Raw genomic sequence first — 22,015 nt, forward strand, 5'->3', positions numbered from 1 at the left:
TGACCTCCATATAGCATGCTTCATGTGGATTGATGAAGCGGGTGCGATTGCCTTTCAGGCGAATTTGCCATCTGAATGGTTTGTATGACGAAATAGATGTGGGTCATTCGCCATTGATGGCGTTGAAGCATCCGGAAATATTTTGCGGCTGATAGCGATGGACAGGCGAGTGGCGAGCGGTTACCAGATTGCCGTCTCGATCAGGGTCTATTTCCAAGAATGGCGAGACGTGATTATCTAAATGCGTAACCTGGAGTCGTATCGGCGGTATTTGGAGAGGCGGGCGAAGCTGGAGTCGCGGATTGCCGAGGAGCGGCGAGCGGCTGCGGAGGAAATTTTGCTGGAGATCAGATATTGCGTCCGCGAGTTTGGTTTTTCTCCTGAGGATATTTTCGCGGTCGATGTCCTGCGTCGTGCGACCAAACGGCGCCCCCGCTATTTCGATCCCGTTAGCGGAGCAACGTGGTCAGGGGTGGGTCGCGCGCCCGAATGGATTCGCGATAAAGATCGCAAGCAGTTTGAGATATCCAATTTCGAGCGTGAGGACTGAGGCATTTGATCTTTGCATTGAAGTGAAGGTCCGGTGTTTGGTGTGCCGAGGCGTTTCCGTGGCTTGCGAAATTGGCAGTCGGACTCTGTAACGCTGTCGATAGCCTGTATCAGGGGATACGGGCAGCGGCATCTGTTGATGCTGACGGTCGACAAGCTGCATCCGGTATCTGTTGTCGTGAAATTCGGCATGAGCGGTCAGTCGGGTTGCTATTGGGCCGCATGCTTTGAGGAGCGAGATGATCGCCGTGGCCGTGCGTACGGCCTCGATCGAAACGTCGACGAGTGAGCAGGTCGCTTGGCCCTTCTCAGTTGACTTCGATCTGTTGCGGTCCAGGCATTTCGATAAGCCGAGCGTAGCGCTCAACAGGGAGGGCTTTATGGTCAAACACAACAGGATGTTGCACACAGAACGTGACCGGCGGGTATTTGTCGCGGAGCAGATAAGTCTCGACAAGCTATAGCGGGCTTTGCATGACGTCCCGATTCGCCGGCTCCATCTCCACGAGACCGGCCTTTGCGGATCGTCGTAGCTGGTTCTCGGGAGGTTGCGTCAAGAAATCGAACGTAGGAACTACCGACGCATTGTTCCTGGCGCTCCAGACCACGGCGCGAACGCATTGATCCGTGTCACTCATGGACGCACAACATCATCGGCCTCAACGTCGTCCGCTTCATTGGCGATCTGCTCGCGGAGGATGATGAGAGTCCAACCGTGATCGCGATCGATCACGGCAATGACGAAGCGGCGGGAAGCCAGTCGATGTCAATTAATAAGTTTTCCTGACTATAAGTGTGGAAAAAGCACCAGGCCAAAAAGTTCGAGATCGTGTGGCGACACTTGAAATATGGATGGTGACGCTCCACCCCACGAACCACGAGAGCCGTTGACGCGAAGCATGCCAATCCGATGATCGGCGAGAGCGTCAAATTCTAAAAAGTAATATCGGGTACCTAATTGCCATGAATAAAATTTATCGAAGCATATGGAATGAGGCGCTGGGCGTGTGGGTGGCAGCGTCCGAGCTGACGAACGCGCGCGGTAAGGCTTCCAAGAGCGTTTGCGAGCAGGGAAGTGTGAATTCGCCTGGCCAGAGCGTATGCCGTGTGCCGACGATGCGGCTTGCGCATGGCGTGTTGGGATTTCTGGCTGTGGCAGGAATCTTGACCGTGGGCGTGTTGCCCAACGAGGCATGGGCGGGTGCGATTGAGAACTGTAATGGCACTCCTTCGTCCACGGCGTCTATTAGCGGTTCGAACATTAGTGTAACGAGCGTTAACGCTGCCAACGGTGAGGGGGCCTGCGCAAGCGGAGGCACGGGGGTAGTCATCTCTGAGAATCCGAGTGCTAACGGCGGTGTAACTGGCACTAATGCCTACATGTTGGTCGGGGCGACCGGAAGTAATGCCGCGGGCGCGATTACACTGTACGGCCCAAGCGGCATAACGCTGAACGCTGGTACGAGCGGCACTATTAACCTGAAAAACACGACGTCGCTGAACAACAACAAGATCACGAATTTGGCGCCGGGTACGAATCCGACCGATGCGGTGAACTTTTCCCAATTGACGTCGTTGTCGACGTCGACGTCGACGGGCCTGTCGTCGGCTGTTAGCTCGATTACGTCGTTGTCGACGTCTACGTCGACCGGTCTCTCGTCGGCCAGCAGCTCGATCGGCTCGCTGTCGACGTCGACCTCGACCGGTTTGTCGTCGGCGAACAGCTCGATTTCTTCGCTGTCCACCTCGACCTCGACGGGTATCAGCTCGTTGTCGACCGGGCTGAGCTCGACCAATAGCTCGGTGTCGTCGCTGTCGACTTCGACGTCGACCGGCTTGTCGTCGGCCAACAGCTCGATTTCTTCGCTGTCCACCTCGACTTCGACGGGCATCAACTCGTTGTCGACGGGCCTGAGTTCGACCGACAGCACGGTGTCGTCGCTGTCGACTTCGACGTCGACCGGCTTGTCGTCGGCGAATAGCTTGATTTCTTCGTTGTCCACGTCGACCTCGACGGGGATCAGCTCGCTGTCGACCGGTCTGAGCTCGACCAATAGCTCGGTGTCGTCGCTGTCGACTTCCACGTCGACTGGCTTGTCGTCGGCGAATAGCTCGATTTCCTCGCTGTCCACGTCGACCTCGACGGGTCTGTCGTCGGCGAACAGCTCGATCACGTCGCTGTCGACCTCGACGTCGACTGGTCTGTCGTCGGCGAACAGCTCGATTTCTTCGTTGTCCACGTCGACCTCGACGGGGATCAGCTCGCTGTCGACCGGTCTGAGCTCGACCAATAGCTCGGTGTCGTCGCTGTCGACTTCGACGTCGACGGGTCTGTTGTCCGCGAACAGCTCGATTACGTCGCTGTCGACCTCGACGTCGACCGGTCTGTCGTCGGCCAACAGCTCGATCTCTTCGCTGTCCACCTCGACCTCGACGGGCATCAGTTCGCTGTCCACGGGCTTGAGCTCGACGGATAGCTCTATTACGTCGCTGTCGACTTCGACGTCGACCGGCTTGTCGTCGGCGAATAGCTCAATCTCCTCGTTGTCCACCTCGACCTCGACGGGTCTGTCGTCCGCGAACAGCTCTATTACGTCGCTGTCGACCTCGACGTCGACTGGCTTGTCGTCGGCGAACAGTTCGATCGGCTCGCTGTCCACGTCGACCTCGACGGGCATCAGCTCGCTGTCGACCGGTCTGAGCTCGACCAATAGCTCGGTGTCATCGCTGTCGGCTTCCACGTCGACTGGTCTGTCGTCGGCCAACAGCTCGATTTCTTCGCTGTCCACGTCGACCTCGACGGGCATCAACTCGCTGTCGACCGGTCTGTCGTCGGCCAACAGTTCGATTTCTTCGCTGTCCACGTCGACCTCGACGGGGATCAACTCGTTGTCGACGGGCCTGAGCTCGACCGACAGCACGGTGTCGTCGCTGTCGACCTCGACGTCGACCGGCTTGTCATCGGCCACCAGCTCGATCTCTTCGCTGTCGACCTCGACCTCGACGGGCATCAACTCGCTGTCGACGGGCCTGAGCTCGACGGATAGCACGGTGTCGTCGCTGTCGACCTCGACGTCGACGGGTTTGTCGTCGGCCACCAGCTCGATCTCCTCGCTGTCCACGTCGACCTCGACGGGTATCAGCTCGCTGTCGACCGGCCTGAGCTCGACCAATAGCTCGGTGTCGTCGCTGTCGACTTCGACGTCGACGGGGCTGTCGTCGGCCAACAGCTCGATTTCTTCGCTGTCCACCTCGACTTCGACAGGCATCAACTCGCTGTCGACCGGCCTGAGTTCGACGGATAGCTCGGTGTCGTCGCTGTCGACTTCCACGTCGACGGGGCTGTCGTCGGCGAACAGCTCGATCTCTTCGTTGTCCACGTCGACCTCGACGAGCATCAACTCGCTGTCGACGGGCTTGAGCTCGACCAATAGCTCGGTGTCGTCGCTGTCGACTTCGACGTCGACCGGCTTGTCGTCGGCCAACAGCTCGATTTCTTCGCTGTCCACCTCGACTTCGACGGGCATCAACTCGTTGTCGACGGGCCTGAGTTCGACCGACAGCACGGTGTCGTCGCTGTCGACTTCGACGTCGACCGGCTTGTCGTCGGCCAACAGCTCGATCTCTTCGCTGTCGACCTCGACCTCGACGGGCCTGTCATCGGCGAACAGTTCGATCACGTCGCTGTCGACCTCGACGTCGACGGGCCTGTCGTCGGCGAACAGTTCGATCTCCTCGTTGTCCACGTCGACCTCGACGGGTCTTTCGTCCGCGAACAGCTCGATCACGTCGCTGTCGACTTCGACGTCGACCGGCTTGTCGTCGGCGAACAGCTCGATCTCCTCGTTGTCCACGTCGACCTCGACGGGCATCAACTCGCTGTCGACGGGCCTGAGCTCGACGGATAGCACGGTGTCGTCGCTGTCGACCTCGACGTCGACGGGTTTGTCGTCGGCCACCAGCTCGATCTCCTCGCTGTCCACGTCGACCTCGACGGGTATCAGCTCGCTGTCGACCGGCCTGAGCTCGACCGACAGCACGGTGTCGTCGCTGTCGACTTCGACGTCGACGGGGCTGTCGTCGGCCAACAGCTCGATTTCTTCGCTGTCCACCTCGACTTCGACAGGCATCAACTCGCTGTCGACCGGCCTGAGTTCGACGGATAGCTCGGTGTCGTCGCTGTCGACTTCCACGTCGACGGGTTTGTCGTCGGCGAACAGCTCGATCTCTTCGTTGTCCACCTCGACCTCGACGAGCATCAACTCGCTGTCGACGGGCTTGAGCTCGACCAATAGCTCGGTGTCGTCGCTGTCGACCTCGACGTCGACTGGCTTGTCGTCGGCCAATAGTTCGATTTCTTCGCTGTCCACCTCGACTTCGACGGGCATCAACTCGTTGTCGACGGGCCTGAGTTCGACCGACAGCACGGTGTCGTCGCTGTCGACTTCGACGTCGACCGGCTTGTCGTCGGCCAACAGCTCGATCTCTTCGCTGTCGACCTCGACCTCGACGGGCCTGTCATCGGCGAACAGTTCGATCACGTCGCTGTCGACCTCGACGTCGACGGGCCTGTCGTCGGCGAACAGTTCGATCTCCTCGTTGTCCACGTCGACCTCGACGGGTCTTTCGTCCGCGAACAGCTCGATCACGTCGCTGTCGACTTCGACGTCGACGGGCCTGTCGTCGGCGAACAGCTCGATCTCCTCGCTGTCCACCTCGACTTCGACGGGCATCAGCTCGTTGTCGACCGGCCTGAGCTCGACCAACAGCTCGGTGTCGTCCCTGTCGACCTCGACATCGACCGGCTTGTCGTCGGCCACCAGCTCAATTTCCTCACTGTCCACGTCGACTTCGACCAGCATTGGCTCGCTGTCCACCGGCCTGAGCAGCACGAACAGCACGATCCTGTCGCTGTCCACTTCGACGTCGACGGGTATCGGCTCCTTGTCTACGGGTCTCAGTTCGACCAACAGTTCGATGACGTCGCTGTCCACGTCGACCTCGACCGCGATCGAAGCCGCGAAAACGCACTACTTCAGCGTCAACGATGGCGGTGCGCCAGGGGCGAACTACGCGAACAGCGCCGCGACGGGCCTCTACTCGTTGGCCGCCGGCGTCGGCGCCAGCGCGGCGGGCGCGAGCAGCGTCGCGGTCGGCAACGGCTCGAACGCACAATCGGACGGCTCGGTCGCGATCGGTCAAAGCGCGTCGGCAACAGGTGGCAAGGCCGTGTCGATCGGCTCCGGCAACACGGCAACCGGCGACGGCGCGGTCGCGATCGGCGACCCGAGCGTCGCGACGGGCACCGGCGCAGTCGCGATGGGTGCGAACGACACGGCGACCGGCACCGGCGCAGTGGCGCTCGGCAACGCGAGCACGGCAACCGGCAACAGCGCGCTCGCACTCGGCAACTCGAGCCAGGCCACCGCAGACAACACGATCGCACTCGGCAACCTGGCCACGGCCAGCGCGATCGGCGCGCAAGCCTACGGGGCGAGCGCCACGGCCAGCGCGACCAACGCGCTCGCGCTCGGTTCGAATGCCACCGCGAACGTTGCCAACTCGATCGCGCTCGGCGCGAACTCGGTCACCGGTAACGCGGTCGGGGTGTCGAGCGTCACGGTCGGCGGGGCGACTTATTCGGTCATGGGCACCAATCCGGTCGGCGTCCTGAGCATCGGTTCGCCGGGCGCGGAACGCCAGATCACGAACGTCGCTGCCGGTCAGGTGTCGGCCACCAGCACGGACGCGATCAACGGCAGCCAGTTGAACGCGACGAATCAGGCGGTCAACAACCTGTCGACGTCGACCGCGACGAACGTCGCATCGCTGTCGACGGGTATCAACTCGCTGTCGACCGGGTTGAGTTCGACCAACAGCAACGTATCGTCGCTGTCCACCTCGACCTCGACCGCGATCAACGCGCTGTCGACATCGACGGCGGCCGGTCTCAGTTCCCTGTCCACCGGCCTGAGCACGACGAACAACAACGTGGCCTCGCTGTCGACTGGCGTGACGAACATCAACAACCAACTGAGTCAGCTTTCCACGTTGATGACGACGAACACGACGAACACCGGCGGCATCGCCGCCGACATGAACGGCACCGGCACCGACAAGCCGACCGTCACCGCCGGCTCGAACTCGGTGGCGATCGGTGCGAATTCGACGGACGGCGGCCGCCAGAACGTCGTGTCGGTCGGCAGCGACACGCAGCAGCGCCAGATCATCAACGTGGCGCCGGGTACGCAGGGCACCGACGCGGTGAACGTGAACCAGCTGGCGCAGGTGCAGACGACGTTGTCGACGGCATTGTCGGGCCAGCAGGCGCAGATCAACTCGTTGGGTTCGCAACTGCAGCAGACCGATCAGATGGCGAAGCAGGGTATCGCGGCCGTCGGCGCGATGGCGTCGATCCCGCAGCTCGATCGCGACGCCAACTTCGGGATGGGTGTGGGCACGTCGACCTTCCTCGGCCAGAAGGCGATGGCGGTCAACATGCAGGCGCGCATCACGGACAACCTGAAGGCGTCGATCAACGGCGGCTTCAGCGGCGGTCAGAAGGTGATCGGCGCCGGCATGCTGTATCAGTGGAAATAATTGCATGTTCGCGCACGGCCGACTGGAAGCCCGGAGCGGGAACAAGGCGTATCGGCGGGCACCGGAATTTCGAGTGCGTGCATTGGAGATCGCTGTGGATGGTGCGGCCGTGCGTTGCAATACCGATGATCTTGTCGAAGACGCGGAGCGTGGATTGGCGCGGAAGGAGTTCTTTTTCGTTTATCAGCCAAAGCTCCGCCTTCAGACCGGATTGCTGTCCGGATTCGAGTCGTTGATACGCTGGCAGCATCCGGAGCGCGGCGTGTTGATGCCGGCGGCGTTCATTGACCTCGTCGAAAATTCGCATCTGACATGCCGATTCACTGACTATGTGGTCGAGGAGTCCGCGCGTGTGCTCGCCGGTTGGGCTGCGCTTGGCCATGACGATTTGTCTCTGTCCGTCAATTTGCCCGCTCATGAAGTCACGCGGCCGGGAATGGCAAGAAGACTGGCACTCGTTCTGGATTCCTACGCCGTCCGTGCCGCGAATTTTCAGATTGAACTGACGGAGTCCATCGATCCTGGCCCGATAGAGGCACTTGCCGCGGCCGTGGCATCGATTCGAGATCTTGGGGCGAGCGTTGCAATCGATGATTTTGGTTCGGGGTGCTGGTCGTTGACCAAATTGCATGGCCTGGCTGTCGATACACTCAAGCTGGATCGATCCTTCATGCGCGACGTTCATGAAAGTGCCGAATCGAGAGCGATGGTCGAAGTGCTCGTCGAGCTTGGAAGCCGCTTGAAGAAGAACGTCGTCGTGGAGGGTGTCGAAACCAGGGCTCAGTTCGAGTGGCTGAGAGAAATCATGCAGATTGATTGCCAGGGATACTACATCTCCGAACCCGTTCGAGAGGAGCACGTGGATCGATTGATCGAACGATGCGGAATTCCGGGGTGAAGCGAGGGCGTTGTTGTTCCCGGGAATGGGGATGGCCGGAAGGCGGCGATTCCTTCTCGTGATATGTCGGGAGGGGGGCGACTCGTTGTTTCCATGGCGTGCTTCTCAAGTCGCGACAGAGCGTCAGCGGAGCTGGCGCATGTGGGCCGCCAAGATCCACTTGACCGAGGCCTGGCAGGGGCGTGACGAGTGTGGCACTCCGTGGCGGGTGGATACGGGCGGGCTGTCCATGCGATGCCTTCAGGGGATGATGCCGTTGCGTCAAAACCGGCATGCTTACGAGCGAGCGTGCGCATTATTTGCCGGGCATAGGCGCAGGCTCGATTCATCGAAGGCGCGGGATCGAACGTGCCATGTGACGCATGAAAAGACGGGCCGCAACCTTGAGTCGATATCGCGAGTCGAAACCGAAAAGTACGATCAGGCCGATACGCGCGAGTGATGCGGTTCAAAGTCGCGAGTAAAGCAGTCTCGCGTGAATGCGTCGATATAGTCCATCATCAGATCGGATGAGCGTCCGGCTTCCTGCTCGTCACCGGCGGCGACTGCTCGCGCGACTCTCGTGTGCTGCAGGCTCGCCGACGGCAAATCATCCAGCTGCTTGTGATACATGAAGTAAAAGCGTCGCGACAGGGCGTGTAACGGCGCGATGGCCTCGGCGGCGAACCGATTCCGTGAAAACTGCGCGATGAGTTGATTGATCGCATAGACGCATCTCAAGTAGGCGACGACGTCTCGCGATTCGCCTGCCGCGTCGAGTTTTTGGGCGATTTCGCGGATCTGTTCGCGCTCCTCCGGCAATGACCGCCGTGCAGCGCGTTGCGCGATGAGGCGTTGGAGTTCACGGCGCGTTTCGAGTACGAGCAACTGATCATGAATGTTCGGGACGGTGATCATGATGCCGTGTCGTGGAACGATCTGAAGGAGATGCGACGCAGCCAGTCTTTGCGCGGCCTCGCGAACCGGCGTTCTCCCGGTATTCAGCTTTTCTGCTAGAGAGGCCTCGGACCAGACGCTGCCGGGCGCAAGCTCCAGCGTGACGATGAGTTCCTCAAGTTTCTCGTGAGCTTGTTCGGCCAGGGTACTGCCAGTCAGTCCGTTCATTTGCTTAAGTGTTTGCCTGAAGAATATTACTAACATATTAGTCAGGTCCCCCCTTGTTTTCAACTCGAGACTTAAAAAGGGCAAGGTCAAGGAACGGGTTTACCCCCCTTTGATCTCTGGCAGGTGTCTCGATATCCTACTGATATGTTAGTAACATTTGAGTGGCATGGTATGTGGATGCGCCATTTCAAGCCAGGGGGGCGATGAGTTTGCTCGACGCGTCGATCGCTATCGAGGCCGGCATGAAATGGCAATCCAGGTGCCGCCTTGCCTGGCAGGTTCGCGACGGTCTGCCAATCCGCATCGTCGACGCCGCTCTTTGGTGTTGGGCACGGAACAGCGGGTACTTGGAGAAGTTGATGACGGGCAAGGTTGCGAGGTCGTGTATCGCCGGATTTTGAGGTTGATGTTGGGGTGAGGTGAGGTTGGTTTCAATCGGTCGGCATTATCAAAAACAAGACATACGTTCAGACCTGTGTAATCAGGCGATCGATTTGGAGTGCGATGAAAATTATTCGGGTCGACGAAGGCTGGGGGTGTTATGAGTATCTTGTTAGTGGAAGGGGATCACGATCAGGCGTCGGCCCTTGAAAGGGCGCTGCGCGGGTCGGGTCAGGAAATTTTCCGGGTGTGCGATAGCACGCGGGCTGTTCAGTTTCTGAAAAGGGAGAGGGTCGAACTCATCGTGCTCGATTGGCGAATTCCAGATGCCAACGGCCTGAATTTGCTGCACTGGATTCGGGCCAACGTCGGAGATGAACCGGTCGTTTTGTTCCTTGCCGCGAGAACGCTTGAAGCAGATGTTGCCGCCGCGCTGGACGCAGGAGCCGACGAGTACATCGGCAAGCCGTTCCGCGAGATCGAGTTGGCCGCTCGCGTCAACGCGCTGTTGCGTCGAAATGGCCGCAACAAGAAACCCGACAGCAGGGTCGAGGTCGGTGCGTATGTGTTGAACCCGCTGGCGCGCACAATCGCCGTGCACGGAAAGATCATCGACTTGACGGCAAAGGAATTTGCGCTGGCAAATTTCCTGTTCACCAACATCGGGAGCGTGCTTTCCCGGGATTCCCTGTCGACGCTGGCGTGGGGGCGAGCGCTCGATGGAACATCGCGGAGCCTCGACACGCATATCTATCGGCTCCGACAAAAATTGGCGCTTCGTCCGGAAAACGGGCTTCAATTGAGTGCCGTGTATACGCATGGCTACCGGCTCGATATGGTCGACGACTTTTCGATGGCGGAGAATTTTGCGGCCCCCGGCCCGGTCCCGCAGCGTGCGATTGCCGAGAGCCCAGCTTCCGCGCTGGTTTAGGCAATTTCGGGAGATTCGTCCGTCTAATGAAGTGAAGGTGATCCGGGCTGCTCCCGGCGGTTATCGCGCGGGCAGCCCGCTTCGCGCCAGCGATTTCGTGAATCCGATGCGTGACGTGTCGACCGGCAGGTCGTCCTGGTCCTGTGCGATTCCGTGCGCCAGCCATGGCGCCATGGCGCAGCAAGATGATGAACTTCTCTTGCCTAAAGGGGACGAATGCGGGGCGATGCCTCCTCCCCGTGGGCGCAGTGGGGTATCCGTACCCCATATAATTTGCCTGGGTTTGCCCGGATACGCGGGATATCCCTGAGGGATCGTGGCCGTGTGGTTTTCCGGTGGGGACGGATCGGGCAAGTGGCGCGCGGCGTCTTCCCGGTTTCTCGGGTTGTGGCCCGGGTTTATGTCCAAGCTATTGTTTTTACAGGACATATCGGGGGCGCCCCTGGTTCGTCGAGGATGTCCCGGGTTCACGTTCGGGTGAGTAACGTTCGTGGTCGAGCGGGCTTCGCCGGCCCGAAAAAACCGTCAATCCCCCTTCTTGAATTTGTCAAAACCCGTCCATATAATTAGCACTCGCTGCACGAGAGTGCTAACAATTCTCTGCCGGGCGATAAGCCGGGCAGATTCCCTAAGCGTTCTTCAATCTCAGTCAAGAGAGGAGTGAATATGAACCTTCGTCCTTTGCACGATCGCGTGATCGTCAAGCGCCTGGATCAGGAAACCAAGACCGCCTCGGGCATCGTGATCCCCGACGCCGCTGCTGAAAAGCCGGACCAGGGCGAAGTCCTGGCCGTCGGCCCGGGCAAGCGTGACGACAAGGGCGCCCCGATCGCGCTCGACGTGAAGGTCGGCGATCGCGTCCTGTTCGGCAAGTACGCAGGCCAGACCGTGAAGGTCGACGGCAACGAACTGCTGGTCATGCGCGAAGAAGACATCATGGCCGTGGTCAACGCCAAGTAAGCGTCCACCGACGGTACATATTCCCAAGAATTCAAGGAGTTAGAAGATGGCAGCTAAAGACGTCGTATTCGGCGATTCCGCCCGTTCGAAGATGGTCGAAGGCGTGAACATTCTCGCCAACGCAGTCAAGGTCACGCTGGGTCCGAAGGGCCGCAACGTGGTGCTCGAGCGCAGCTTCGGCGGCCCGACGGTCACCAAGGACGGTGTGTCGGTCGCGAAGGAAATCGAGCTGAAGGACAAGCTCCAGAACATGGGCGCGCAAATGGTCAAGGAAGTTGCTTCCAAGACCAGCGACAACGCAGGCGACGGCACGACGACGGCAACCGTCCTCGCGCAATCGATCGTTCGCGAAGGCATGAAGTACGTCGCATCGGGCATGAACCCGATGGACCTGAAGCGCGGCATCGACAAGGCAGTCGCAGCGGCTGTCGACGAGCTGAAGAAGATCAGCAAGCCGTGCACGACGAACAAGGAAATCGCACAGGTCGGCTCGATCTCGGCGAACAGCGACACGTCGATCGGCGATCGCATCGCTGAAGCGATGGACAAGGTCGGCAAGGAAGGCGTCATCACCGTCGAAGACGGCAAGTCGCTGGCCGACGAACTCGACGTCGTCGAAGGCATGCAGTTCGACCGCGGCTACCTGTCGCCGTACTTCATCAACAACCCGGAAAAGCAAGTCGCCGTCCTCGACAACCCGTTCGTGCTGCTGCACGACAAGAAGGTGTCGAACATCCGTGATCTGCTGCCGGTGCTCGAGCAAGTCGCGAAGGCTGGCCGTCCGCTGCTGATCATTGCTGAAGACATCGAAGGCGAAGCGCTCGCAACGCTGGTCGTGAACAACATCCGCGGCATCCTGAAGACCGTTGCGGTCAAGGCGCCTGGCTTCGGCGATCGTCGCAAGGCGATGCTGGAAGACATCGCGATCCTGACGGGCGGCCAAGTGATCGCCGAAGAAACCGGCCTGACGCTCGAGAAGGCAACGCTGGCAGAACTGGGCCAGGCGAAGCGCATCGAAGTGGGCAAGGAAAACACGACGATCATCGACGGCGCAGGCGAAGCCGTGAACATCGAAGCACGCGTGAAGCAAGTGCGCGCGCAAATCGAAGAAGCGACGTCGGACTACGACCGTGAAAAGCTGCAAGAGCGCGTGGCCAAGCTGGCCGGCGGTGTTGCAGTGATCAAGGTCGGCGCAGCGACCGAAGTCGAAATGAAGGAAAAGAAGGCACGTGTCGAAGACGCACTGCACGCAACGCGCGCAGCTGTGGAAGAAGGCATCGTGGCAGGTGGCGGCGTTGCGCTGATCCGCGCTCGCACCGCGATCGCAGGCCTGACCGGCGCGAACGCCGACCAGAACGCCGGCATCAAGATCGTGCTGCGCGCAATGGAAGAGCCGCTGCGCCAGATCGTCACGAACGGCGGCGAAGAAGCCAGCGTCGTGGTGGCGGCAGTTGCTGCAGGTACGGGCAACTACGGCTACAACGCAGCGACGGGCGAGTACGTCGACATGGTTGAAGCCGGCGTCGTCGACCCGACCAAGGTCACGCGTACCGCACTGCAGAACGCAGCTTCGGTTGCAGGCCTGCTGCTGACGACGGACGCAGCTGTCGCCGAACTGCCGAAGGAAGACGCACCGATGCCGGGCGGCATGCCGGGCGGCATGGGCGGCATGGGCATGGACATGTAATCGACTTCGGTCGATGGTGTCCGGAGCGCGCAGCGATGCGCGTTCCAGCCAAAAGAAAAGACCCGCAGCGATGCGGGTCTTTTTTTATTGGTGCCGTTGAATTGGCGGCGGGCGCGGGACGGCCGGGTGCGGCAAGGATGGCGCCGCGAGTTCGCCGCGACGGCGGGACATGCCCGCCGTGTCCGGCTCAATGCCGGTGCGACGTCCTCGGCACCGGGTCGACCTTCACCGCCGGCGGGGTATCCGCGTCTTCATTGCTGCGCGCCCAGAAGAACCGGTCGGGCAAATACGCGCCCATGCCGGGCCGGAACGCATCACGCACGGCCTGGTACAGGTATTCCTGCGCCTCACGAACCGCTTCGGGCGGCTCCTGGCCGTTCGCGAGCAGTGCCGCGATGGCCGCGCCCAGCGTGTCGGTGATGCCCATCAGCCGGTGCGGCGAACGATCCCACATGTCCTCGCGCAGCTGGCCTTCTTCGCCGTACAACGTGTTGACGAGCCGATGCGAGCCGGTCTCGGACGACAGGATGTACTCGCAGCCCTGCGACAGCAGGTGCGACACGGCTGCGTCGAGATTCGGCGCCTCGGCGTCGCCGTCCGGCTGCGCGAGCGCGATCAGCGTCGCGTAGTCGGCAACCAGCAGCGTGGTTTGCGGCGCGAGCAGGTCGGCGATCGATTCGCGCAGGTCGTCGGCGGCGAGCACGTGTTCGTCGTCGAGCGTGAAGTCCGGCGCGAGCACGAGCGGCACGCCGTCGTAGTCGGCGACGACCTCGGCGATCGCGCTCACGACTTCCGCACGCGTCGCCGCGCCGATCTTGAACGCGGCAACCGGCATGTCTTCGAGCAGCATGCGCGCCTGGGCGGCAACCACGTCGGGATCGAGACCGGTGACTTCGTCGCAGGCGGCCGAGTCGCGCACCGTGTAGCCCGTCAGGACGGACACGCCGTGACAGCCCATGCTCGCCAGGGTCATCAGATCGGCTTGGAGGCCGGAGCCGCCGGTGGGATCGGACAGGCCGAAGGTGAGGACGATCGGAGGGGCGTTGCTGGACATGTAAAAATGGGGCAAGAGAAAAACGGGAAAGCGACGGACGTGCGGACGGCGAGGCGAAATGGGCGTTTTCGGCCCTGTGTTGCCCGGCAGGCCGCACTTTTCAGCCATTATGCGGCGGAATCCGGCCCGCACGACGGATTTTTTAGCGCAGCGCAACGTAGTCGCCTTACTCCAGCGCGATTGCTAGGCAGTCCGGCCCCGACACGGTACCATCATGGCTCCCGAATTTACCGACTTTCCCGACGCGGCTTAAGATGGAATACAAGAGCTGGATGTGCCTGATTTGTGGCTGGATTTATGACGAAGAAGCCGGGCTGCCCGAAGAGGGCATTGCCCCGGGCACGCGCTGGGAAGACGTCCCGATCAACTGGACGTGTCCTGAATGCGGCGCCCGCAAGGAAGACTTCGAGATGGTCCAGATCTGACCGGACCCTCGGCCCACGGCACACCGCTCAGGCCTCGCATCGGTCCGGCGCTCGCGCGCCGAGGCCTGCGCGAGCGACTTGACGATGACAGGCGCGCGTGTGCATGAGGCCCGAACCGGCGAACGTTCCCCACCCTGACGCATTGCCCAACCCGCGCGGCGGGGCCGTGCGCGCGGCCGACGCGTGGCTTGCGGCGGCTGCCGACGCGTTCGAGCGTCGCGACGACGCGGCCGCGCCGCTGTCCGCCGCGGCGGCCGTGCTGGCGGAAGCCGGCTGGCTGCCGGCCGCGCGATTCGCGGGGCAGTTGTCGGCCGCCGTGCCGCTCGTCGCCGTCGAGCCGACTTCGGCCGGCTGGCGGGCCGCGCTGCGCGATTTCCGCGCGGCCGTCGGCCGCCACAACCTGCGCGAGCTCGCGTGCTCGCCTGTTCTCTTCGAGCATTTCCGTGCCTTGCGCGCGCAAAGCGCCGCCGACCTGCGCGCGAGCGCGCCGCTCGACGCGCTCGCGCTCGTCGGTCGCGCGGTGCCGCCGGCCACGCTGCGCGCGTTGCCCGATGCGTTTGCGATCCGGATTCGTGCCCGCTACGAACAGGCGCTGCTCGGCGTGCTGCGCGCGGGACACGGCGCGCCCGATGCGGCACTCGCCGAACTCGACGCGATGCTGGCCGCGCTCGCGGGCGACGATCCCTACGATTTCTGGCGGCTCGCGGCCGCGTGCGTGCGCGCGCTGCGCGCCAGCGGCGCGCCGGAGCTGAAGCGCTTTCTCGCGCGGACGAACCTGCTGCTCGGCGAGCACGCGCAGGGCCGGCGCAGTGCGCCGCCGGAACTCGTGCGCGAGACGGTGGCGCTGCTGTGGCGCGATTTCGCGCTGTTCGGCGCCGCAGCCGAGGATGTCGCACTCGTCGACGTACTGCACGACTACGGGCTGACGGTCGACTGGCACGTCGCCGGCACGCCCGCATCGGAGGCGCTGTGGGAGGCCGATGCCGCCCGGGCCGAGCACGATGCGGTTGCCGCAGCGCCGACCCGCGCGCTCGGTGTCGTGACGGTCAATGCGCATGCCTATGAGGATTTCCTGCAGACGGCCGATGCGTCGATGGCCGACCTCGCAGCCGATCCGGCCGCGGCCGACGCGGGGGCCGCATGGCATGCGTCCGGCGCGGCCTACCGGGTCGGTACGGCCGCATGCGCGCTCGGGCTCGGCCATGCGGCGCTCCTGGCCGACACGCTGGGCCTGGCGTGGCGGCGTGCGGCGCACGGCGTGCCGCTCGCCGACGGCGGCCTCGATGCGCACGGCCACGCGTCCGACATGCTGCGCGCGGCGCTGCTGAAGATCGCCGCCGGCGTGGCGCCGCCGGACCTCACCGCGGCGTCCGGCGCGCTCGGCGCGGCGCTCGGCCGGGCCTGACGAACAAGGGGACGAGCAAGGGGGACGAACACGCGGCGGCGGCCCTTGCCGCGCGGGCCTGCAACACGCTGCCGACAGCGCCCGCGCGCGTGTTAGAGTGCCGTGTGATCCGCGCGCGCCGTTGCCAGCGCGGCGCGGCGTTGCTTGTTGATCGCGGCCCGGTCAGGCCGCGGCGTCTTTGCTAAAATTCAAACCATGTCAAAGCCTTCCGATCGCATCAATCTCACCAACCAGTTCCTGATCGCCATGCCGAACATGGCGGATCCGACGTTTTCAGGAACGGTGGTCTATCTTTGCGATCACAGCGAGCGCGGTGCGCTCGGCCTCGTCATCAATCGTCCTACCGACATCGACCTCGAATCGCTGTTCAACCGCATCGACCTGAAGCTCGACATCGAGCCGCTGCTGCACATCCCGGTGTATTTCGGCGGCCCGGTCCAGACCGAGCGCGGTTTCGTGCTGCACGAGCCGGTGGAGGGCGCGAGCTACAACTCGTCGATGTCCGTCGAGGGCGGGCTGGAGATGACCACGTCGAAGGACGTGCTCGAGGCGGTCGCGACGGGCAACGGCCCGAAACGCTTCCTGCTGACGCTCGGCCATGCGGGCTGGGGGGCCGGGCAGCTCGAGGAAGAAATTTCCCGCAACGGCTGGCTGACGGTCGCCGCCGATCCGCGCATCGTGTTCGACACGCCGGCCGAAGAGCGCTTCGAAGCCGCGCTCGGCCTGCTCGGCGTCAGTTCGTCGATGCTGTCCGGCGAAGCAGGGCACGCATGAGTGGCGCGAGCGCGCGCGATGCGACGCTGCTCGCGTTCGACTACGGCGAAAAACGTATCGGGGTCGCGATCGGCAATGCGCTGACGCGCTCGGCCCGTGCGCTCGTCGTGATCCAGAACCTGAACCGCGAACACCGCTTCAAGGCGGTCGGCGACCTGCTGGCCGAATGGCGGCCGGACGCGCTCGTCGTCGGCCTGCCGATGCATCCGGACGGCACGCCGCACGACATGACGCAGCAGGCGAAGCGCTTCGGCAACCAGCTGAACGGCCGTTTCGGGCTGCCCGTCACCTGGGTCGACGAGCGTTATTCGTCGGTCGAGGCCGAGGCCGGGCTGCGCGAGCGCAACGTGCGCGGCCGTGCCCGGGCCGAGATGCTCGATGCCGAGGCCGCGCGCGTCATCCTTCAACAGTATCTCGATCAATTGTCCGACCATGAGCACCATTGACGCCGAGGCGCTTTACCGCGTCCTGCTCGACCAGATCCGCGCCGCGTACGGCGCGGCTTTCGCCGAACCGGGCGGCCCGCGGCTCGCCGGCATTTACAGCGGCGGCGCATGGCTCGCCGAGCGCCTCGCGCGCGATCTCGGCGCGCCGGCGTTCGGCGTCGTGAACGTCGCGCTGCACCGCGACGATTACGCGAAAAAGGGGCTGCACAGCCAGGCCAGCCCGACGTCGCTGCCGTTCGAAGTCGACGGCGCGCGCATCGTGCTCGTCGACGACGTGTTGTATACCGGGCGCACCGTGCGCGCGGCGCTCAACGAGCTGTTCGACTACGGCCGTCCGGCCGCGGTCGAGCTCGCGGTGCTCGCCGATCGCGGCGGCCGCGAGCTGCCGGTCGCCGCGCGCTTCGCGGGCGGCACGCTGGACGTGCCGGCCGGCGCGACGCTCGTGCTCGCGCGCGACGACGCGCAGTTCACGCTGCGCGTCGAGGCGCACGGCGCCTGAGCGGCACGCGAACCGTATCCCGGGCCGCTGGTTTGCACCGCGGCCCGTTTGCATAGTTGGAATCACGCACACCATGACCACCGACACCACTGGCCGCACCGGCAATCCCGCTGCGGCCGCGAGCCCCGACCGGTTCCGCTACGGCTTCCTGAAGGGCAATCCGCAGCTCACGAAAAACGGCGAGCTGAAGCACCTGCTGTCGATCGAGGGCCTGCCGCGCTCGATCGTCAATCACATCCTCGATACGGCCGAGCAGTTCGTCAGCGTGACGGACCGTGAAGTGAAGAAGGTGCCGCTGCTGCGCGGCAAGTCCGTGTTCAACCTGTTCTTCGAGAACTCGACGCGTACCCGCACGACCTTCGAGATCGCCGCGACGCGCCTGTCGGCCGACGTGCTGAACCTGAACATCAATGCGTCGTCGACGAGCAAGGGCGAATCGCTGCTCGACACGATCAACAACCTGTCGGCGATGCATGCCGACCTGTTCGTCGTGCGTCACGCGTCGAGCGGCGCGCCGTACCTGATCGCCGAGCATTGCGCACCGCACGTGCACGTGATCAACGCAGGCGACGGCCGTCATGCGCACCCGACGCAGGGCCTGCTCGACATGTACACGATCCGTCACTACAAGCGCGACTTCACGAAGCTGCGCGTGGCGATCGTCGGCGACATCCTGCATTCGCGCGTCGCGCGCTCCGACATCCACGCACTCACCACGCTCGGCGTGCCGGAAGTGCGCGCGATCGGCCCGCGCACGCTGCTGCCGGGCGGCCTCGAGCAGATGGGCGTGAAGGTGTTCCACAACCTCGACGAAGGGCTGAAGGGCGTCGACGTGATCATCATGCTGCGCCTGCAGAACGAGCGGATGAGCGGCGCGCTGCTGCCGTCGGCGCAGGAGTACTTCAAGACCTGGGGCCTGACGCCCGAGCGCCTCGCGCTCGCCGCGCCCGACGCGATCGTGATGCACCCCGGCCCGATGAACCGCGGCGTCGAGATCGACTCGCAGGTCGCCGACGGCCCGCAGTCGGTGATCCTCAACCAGGTCACGTTCGGCATCGCCGTGCGGATGGCGGTGATGGGCATCGTCGCCGGCAACAGCGACTGAGCCCGCTTTCGCGCATCCCTGATCCAGGCACTCAACGCATTCAACGCATTCACAGACAGCGCATGAAGATTCATATCAAAGGCGGCACGCTGATCGACCCGGTCGCCGGCACCGAACGGCAGGCCGACGTTTTCGTCGCGGACGGCAAGGTCGCCGCGATTGCCGACACCGGCACCGCCGCGCCGGCCGGTTTCAACGCCGAGAAGACCATCGACGCATCGGGCCTGATCGTCGCGCCCGGCCTCGTCGACCTGTGCGCGCGGCTGCGCGAGCCGGGCTACGAGCACAAGGCGACGCTCGCGTCCGAGATGGCCGCGGCCGTCGCGGGCGGCGTCACGACCCTCGTTTGCCCGCCGGATACCGACCCCGTGCTCGACGAGCCGGGCCTCGTCGAGATGCTCAAGTTCCGCGCACGCAACCTCCACCAGGCGAACGTGCATCCGCTCGGCGCGCTGACGGTCGGCCTCAAGGGTGAAGTGATCACCGAGATGGTCGCGCTGACCGAGTCCGGCTGCGTCGGCTTCACGCATGCCAACGTGCCGGTGCGCGACACGCAGGTGCTGCTGCGTGCGCTGCAGTACGCGAGCACCTACGGCTACACGACGTGGCTGCGCCCGCAGGACGCATTCATCGGCCGTGGCGGCGTTGCCGCGAGCGGCGCGCTTGCGTCGCGGCTCGGGCTGTCCGGCGTGCCGGTCGCGGCCGAGACGATCGCGCTGCACACCATCTTCGAACTGATGCGCGTGACGGGCGCACGCGTGCACCTCGCGCGGCTGTCGTCGGCGGCCGGCCTTGCGCTCGTGCGCGCGGCGAAGGCCGAGGGGCTGCCCGTGACGTGCGACGTCGGCGTGAATCACGTGCACCTGATCGATGTCGACATCGGCTACTTCGATTCGCAGTTCCGGCTCGATCCGCCGCTGCGCAGCGAGCGCGATCGCGAAGCGATTCGCGTGGCGCTCGCCGACGGGACGATCGACGCGATCTGCTCCGACCACACGCCGGTCGACGACGACGAGAAGCTGCTGCCGTTCGGCGAAGCGACGCCGGGCGCGACGGGGCTCGAGCTGCTGCTGTCGCTGACGCTGAAGTGGGCGGACGAGACGCGTACGCCGCTCGCGCAGGCGCTGCGCCGCATCACGTCCGCGCCGGCCGACGTGCTGCAGCTGCCGGCCGGCCGCCTCGCCGAAGGCGGCGCGGCCGACCTGTGCGTGTTCGATCCGCGCGCACACTGGCGCGTCGAGCCGCGTGCGCTGAAGAGCCAGGGCCACAACTCGCCGTTCCTCGGCTATGAACTGCCCGCCTGCGTGCGCACGACGCTCGTCGCCGGACAGATCGCGTTCGAGCGCCCCTGAACCACGCCGGACCTTCGCCATGATTGCCCTTCGCAAGCTGCGTCTCGTCTTTCACCTGTTGCGCGGCATGGTGATCGTCGCGCTGCGTTTTTCGCACGTCACGCCCGCGCGGCGTGCCGAGATGACGCGCCGCTGGTCGCTCAAGCTGCTGCGGATCTGCGGGATGCGCCTCGTCGTCCACAACGACGGCGCGCGGCTCGATGCGAGCGCGCTCGTGGTCGGCAACCACGTGTCCTGGCTCGACATCTACACGATCAACGCGTGGCGGCCGACGCCGTTCGTGTCGAAGGCCGAGGTGCGGCAATGGCCGGTCGTCGGCTGGCTCGCCGAGAAGCTCGACACCGTGTTCCTGCAGCGCGAGAAGCGCACCGAGGCGATGCGGGTCATGCACGAAATGGCCGAGCGCCTGCGCAACGGTGGGCTGATGTGCGTGTTTCCGGAAGGCACGACGACGGACGGGCAGGAACTGCTGCCGTTCCATGCGAACCTGTTCCAGGCCGCGGTATCGGCAGGCTGTGCGGTGCAGCCGATCTGCCTGATGTACGAGGACGCGCAGCGGCGGCAGTCGGTCGCGCCGGCCTACACGGGCGAGCTGGCGCTCGGCAAGTCGCTCGACATGGTGTTGCGCGGCGGCCCGATCGTCGCGCATCTGTACGTGTGCGAGCCGATCGCGCCGGGCGGCGACCGGCGGGCGACGTCCGCCGCGGCGCGCGATGCGATCGCGGCCGCGCTCGCGACGCTGCAGGAGAAGGTCGGCAAGCCGTCGGCCGAGTCGCTCGCGGAACTGGCGAAGCATGCGTATCCGGCGACCGAGGTCGGTGCCGGCGAAGCGGGCAACGAAGCGGCCGATGCGCCCGTGCCGGGGCGCGAGGGCTGATGCGTCGGGGCCGACTCACCTCCCGGCCCCGCGAATCAGTCTCTCGTCATTCTCCGCCCGGTGAGCGGCACGCTTCGCACTGCACCTGCGTGACCGTGCGCTGCGCAGGATCGGCCGTCAGCCGCACGGCCGACAGCTGGTTACCCCACACACATCCCGAATCGAGCGCGACGATGTTCTCGCGCAGCATCAGGCCGAGCGCGGCCCAGTGCCCGAACACGACCGTCACGTCCTCCGTGCGGCGCCCCGGGACGTCGAACCATGGCAGGTAGCCGGGCGGCGCGCTGTCGGGGCCGCCGTTCGCCTTGAATTCCATCGCGCCGTCGGGCGTGCAGAAGCGCACGCGCGTGAATGCGTTGAACGCGACGCGCATCCGGTCGCGTTTCTTCAGGTTGGGACTCCATTGATTCGGCTCGTTGCCGTACAGCTGCTGCAGCGTGTCGCGCCAGTCGGGCGCGCGCAGCGCGCGCTGGAGTTCGTCGGCGAGTTCGAGCACCAGCGTGGTGTCCCACTGCGGCAGCACGCCCGCATGCACGAGCAGCATCCCGTTTTCCGCATGCACGAACGGGCGATGGCGGACCCAGTCGAGCAGCGCGTCGGCGTCGGGGGCGTCGAGGATTTCGCCGATGGTGTCGCCCGGGCGCTCGGTGCGCAGGCCGGCGGAGACCGCAAGCAGGTGGAGGTCGTGATTGCCGAGCACGACGGTCGCGCGCGGGCCGAGGTCGACGAGCGCACGCAGCGCGGCGAGGGAGCCGGGGCCGCGGTTGACGACGTCGCCGGCGATCCAGAGCGGGGTGTCGGCGGGTGGGGACAGCTTGTCGATCAGCGACTGGAAAGCGGAATGACAGCCCTGGATGTCGCCGATGGCGATGGGGGTCGGAAGCATGAGGGTCGGATCGTGACGAATCGGGTGAACTGGGAAAAAAATCGCGTAGACGCATGCGTAATGCAAAGGTCGTTCCACATCG

The 22,015-nt window shown here is 64.0% G+C and carries 17 protein-coding genes and 2 pseudogenes; 16 read left to right on the forward strand and 3 right to left on the reverse strand.

All coding sequences use genetic code 11. The features are described 5' to 3' along the window. The first annotated feature begins 241 nt into the window (after positions 1 to 241). From PQB87_RS04575 to PQB87_RS04595, 5 genes and pseudogenes are all read left to right on the forward strand, one after another. Positions 242 to 550, forward strand: coding sequence for an H-NS histone family protein (locus tag PQB87_RS04575; protein WP_167562607.1), 309 nt, complete (start codon positions 242 to 244; stop codon positions 548 to 550). Positions 551 to 688: 138 nt separating this feature from the next. Next, positions 689 to 838: a hypothetical protein gene (locus PQB87_RS04580; RefSeq protein WP_175853333.1), complete on the forward strand. Its 150-nt coding sequence runs from the start codon at positions 689 to 691 to the stop codon at positions 836 to 838. A 674-nt stretch (positions 839 to 1,512) separates the two neighbouring features. Next, positions 1,513 to 1,566: pseudogene (locus tag PQB87_RS04585) on the forward strand (ESPR-type extended signal peptide-containing protein); the annotation flags it as partial. 546 nt (positions 1,567 to 2,112) lie between these two features. Beyond that, positions 2,113 to 7,149: pseudogene (locus PQB87_RS04590) on the forward strand (YadA-like family protein); the annotation flags it as partial. Positions 7,150 to 7,153: 4 nt separating this feature from the next. Next, the gene (locus tag PQB87_RS04595; protein WP_489242635.1) at positions 7,154 to 8,047 is read left to right on the forward strand and encodes an EAL domain-containing protein; all 894 of its coding nucleotides are present in this window, start codon (positions 7,154 to 7,156) and stop codon (positions 8,045 to 8,047) included. 420 nt (positions 8,048 to 8,467) lie between these two features. Here the strand turns inward: PQB87_RS04595 and PQB87_RS04600 are convergent, their stop codons facing one another. Next, complete coding sequence (locus PQB87_RS04600) at positions 8,468 to 9,151, reverse strand: GntR family transcriptional regulator (RefSeq protein WP_113047298.1); 684 nt, start codon at positions 9,149 to 9,151, stop codon at positions 8,468 to 8,470. Between the two features lie 541 nt (positions 9,152 to 9,692). On the opposite strand from PQB87_RS04600, the gene PQB87_RS04605 reads away from it, so the two are divergent. The 3 genes from PQB87_RS04605 to groL all read left to right on the forward strand — a co-directional run bounded on the left by PQB87_RS04605 (position 9,693) and on the right by groL (position 13,110). Next, on the forward strand, positions 9,693 to 10,463 hold the full coding sequence (locus tag PQB87_RS04605; RefSeq protein ID WP_059685695.1) for a response regulator transcription factor: 771 nt from the start codon (positions 9,693 to 9,695) through the stop codon (positions 10,461 to 10,463). 666 nt (positions 10,464 to 11,129) lie between these two features. Then, positions 11,130 to 11,423 carry a co-chaperone GroES gene (groES, locus tag PQB87_RS04610; RefSeq protein ID WP_011351136.1) on the forward strand — a complete coding sequence of 98 codons (294 nt, stop codon included), beginning with the start codon at positions 11,130 to 11,132 and terminating at the stop codon, positions 11,421 to 11,423. Between the two features lie 46 nt (positions 11,424 to 11,469). Then, positions 11,470 to 13,110 carry a chaperonin GroEL gene (gene groL, locus PQB87_RS04615; protein ID WP_021163332.1) on the forward strand — a complete coding sequence of 547 codons (1,641 nt, stop codon included), beginning with the start codon at positions 11,470 to 11,472 and terminating at the stop codon, positions 13,108 to 13,110. Positions 13,111 to 13,297: 187 nt separating this feature from the next. On the opposite strand, the gene PQB87_RS04620 is transcribed toward groL, so the two are convergent. Beyond that, on the reverse strand, positions 13,298 to 14,164 hold the full coding sequence (locus PQB87_RS04620; RefSeq protein WP_027788204.1) for a hydroxymethylpyrimidine/phosphomethylpyrimidine kinase: 867 nt from the start codon (positions 14,162 to 14,164) through the stop codon (positions 13,298 to 13,300). Positions 14,165 to 14,418: 254 nt separating this feature from the next. On the opposite strand from PQB87_RS04620, the gene PQB87_RS04625 reads away from it, so the two are divergent. The 8 genes from PQB87_RS04625 to PQB87_RS04660 all read left to right on the forward strand — a co-directional run bounded on the left by PQB87_RS04625 (position 14,419) and on the right by PQB87_RS04660 (position 21,047). Continuing rightward, complete coding sequence (locus PQB87_RS04625; protein ID WP_004186709.1) at positions 14,419 to 14,589, forward strand: rubredoxin; 171 nt, start codon at positions 14,419 to 14,421, stop codon at positions 14,587 to 14,589. A gap of 103 nt (positions 14,590 to 14,692) precedes the next feature. Beyond that, positions 14,693 to 15,994 carry a hypothetical protein gene (locus PQB87_RS04630; RefSeq protein WP_111940328.1) on the forward strand — a complete coding sequence of 434 codons (1,302 nt, stop codon included), beginning with the start codon at positions 14,693 to 14,695 and terminating at the stop codon, positions 15,992 to 15,994. Between the two features lie 195 nt (positions 15,995 to 16,189). Beyond that, positions 16,190 to 16,768 (forward strand): YqgE/AlgH family protein, encoded by a 579-nt coding sequence (locus tag PQB87_RS04635; RefSeq protein ID WP_027788202.1) that lies wholly within the window; start codon positions 16,190 to 16,192, stop codon positions 16,766 to 16,768. Continuing rightward, complete coding sequence (ruvX, locus tag PQB87_RS04640) at positions 16,765 to 17,214, forward strand: Holliday junction resolvase RuvX (RefSeq protein ID WP_027788201.1); 450 nt, start codon at positions 16,765 to 16,767, stop codon at positions 17,212 to 17,214. The genes PQB87_RS04635 and ruvX overlap by 4 nt, the downstream gene beginning before the upstream one ends. Beyond that, the gene (pyrR, locus tag PQB87_RS04645; protein ID WP_059685691.1) at positions 17,201 to 17,713 is read left to right on the forward strand and encodes a bifunctional pyr operon transcriptional regulator/uracil phosphoribosyltransferase PyrR; all 513 of its coding nucleotides are present in this window, start codon (positions 17,201 to 17,203) and stop codon (positions 17,711 to 17,713) included. Before ruvX ends, pyrR begins: the two co-directional genes overlap by 14 nt. A gap of 73 nt (positions 17,714 to 17,786) precedes the next feature. After that, complete coding sequence (locus tag PQB87_RS04650) at positions 17,787 to 18,818, forward strand: aspartate carbamoyltransferase catalytic subunit (protein WP_006476735.1); 1,032 nt, start codon at positions 17,787 to 17,789, stop codon at positions 18,816 to 18,818. A 62-nt stretch (positions 18,819 to 18,880) separates the two neighbouring features. Then, positions 18,881 to 20,170, forward strand: a complete 1,290-nt coding sequence (locus tag PQB87_RS04655; RefSeq protein WP_059685689.1) for a dihydroorotase — start codon at positions 18,881 to 18,883, stop codon at positions 20,168 to 20,170. Positions 20,171 to 20,189: 19 nt separating this feature from the next. Beyond that, entirely contained in the window at positions 20,190 to 21,047 is an 858-nt protein-coding gene (locus PQB87_RS04660; protein WP_059685687.1) for a lysophospholipid acyltransferase family protein, read from the forward strand. Between the two features lie 46 nt (positions 21,048 to 21,093). On the opposite strand, the gene PQB87_RS04665 is transcribed toward PQB87_RS04660, so the two are convergent. Beyond that, complete coding sequence (locus PQB87_RS04665) at positions 21,094 to 21,933, reverse strand: symmetrical bis(5'-nucleosyl)-tetraphosphatase (RefSeq protein ID WP_111940330.1); 840 nt, start codon at positions 21,931 to 21,933, stop codon at positions 21,094 to 21,096. Positions 21,934 to 22,015: the final 82 nt, after the last annotated feature.

Source organism: Burkholderia sp. KL41, assembly GCF_057005415.2.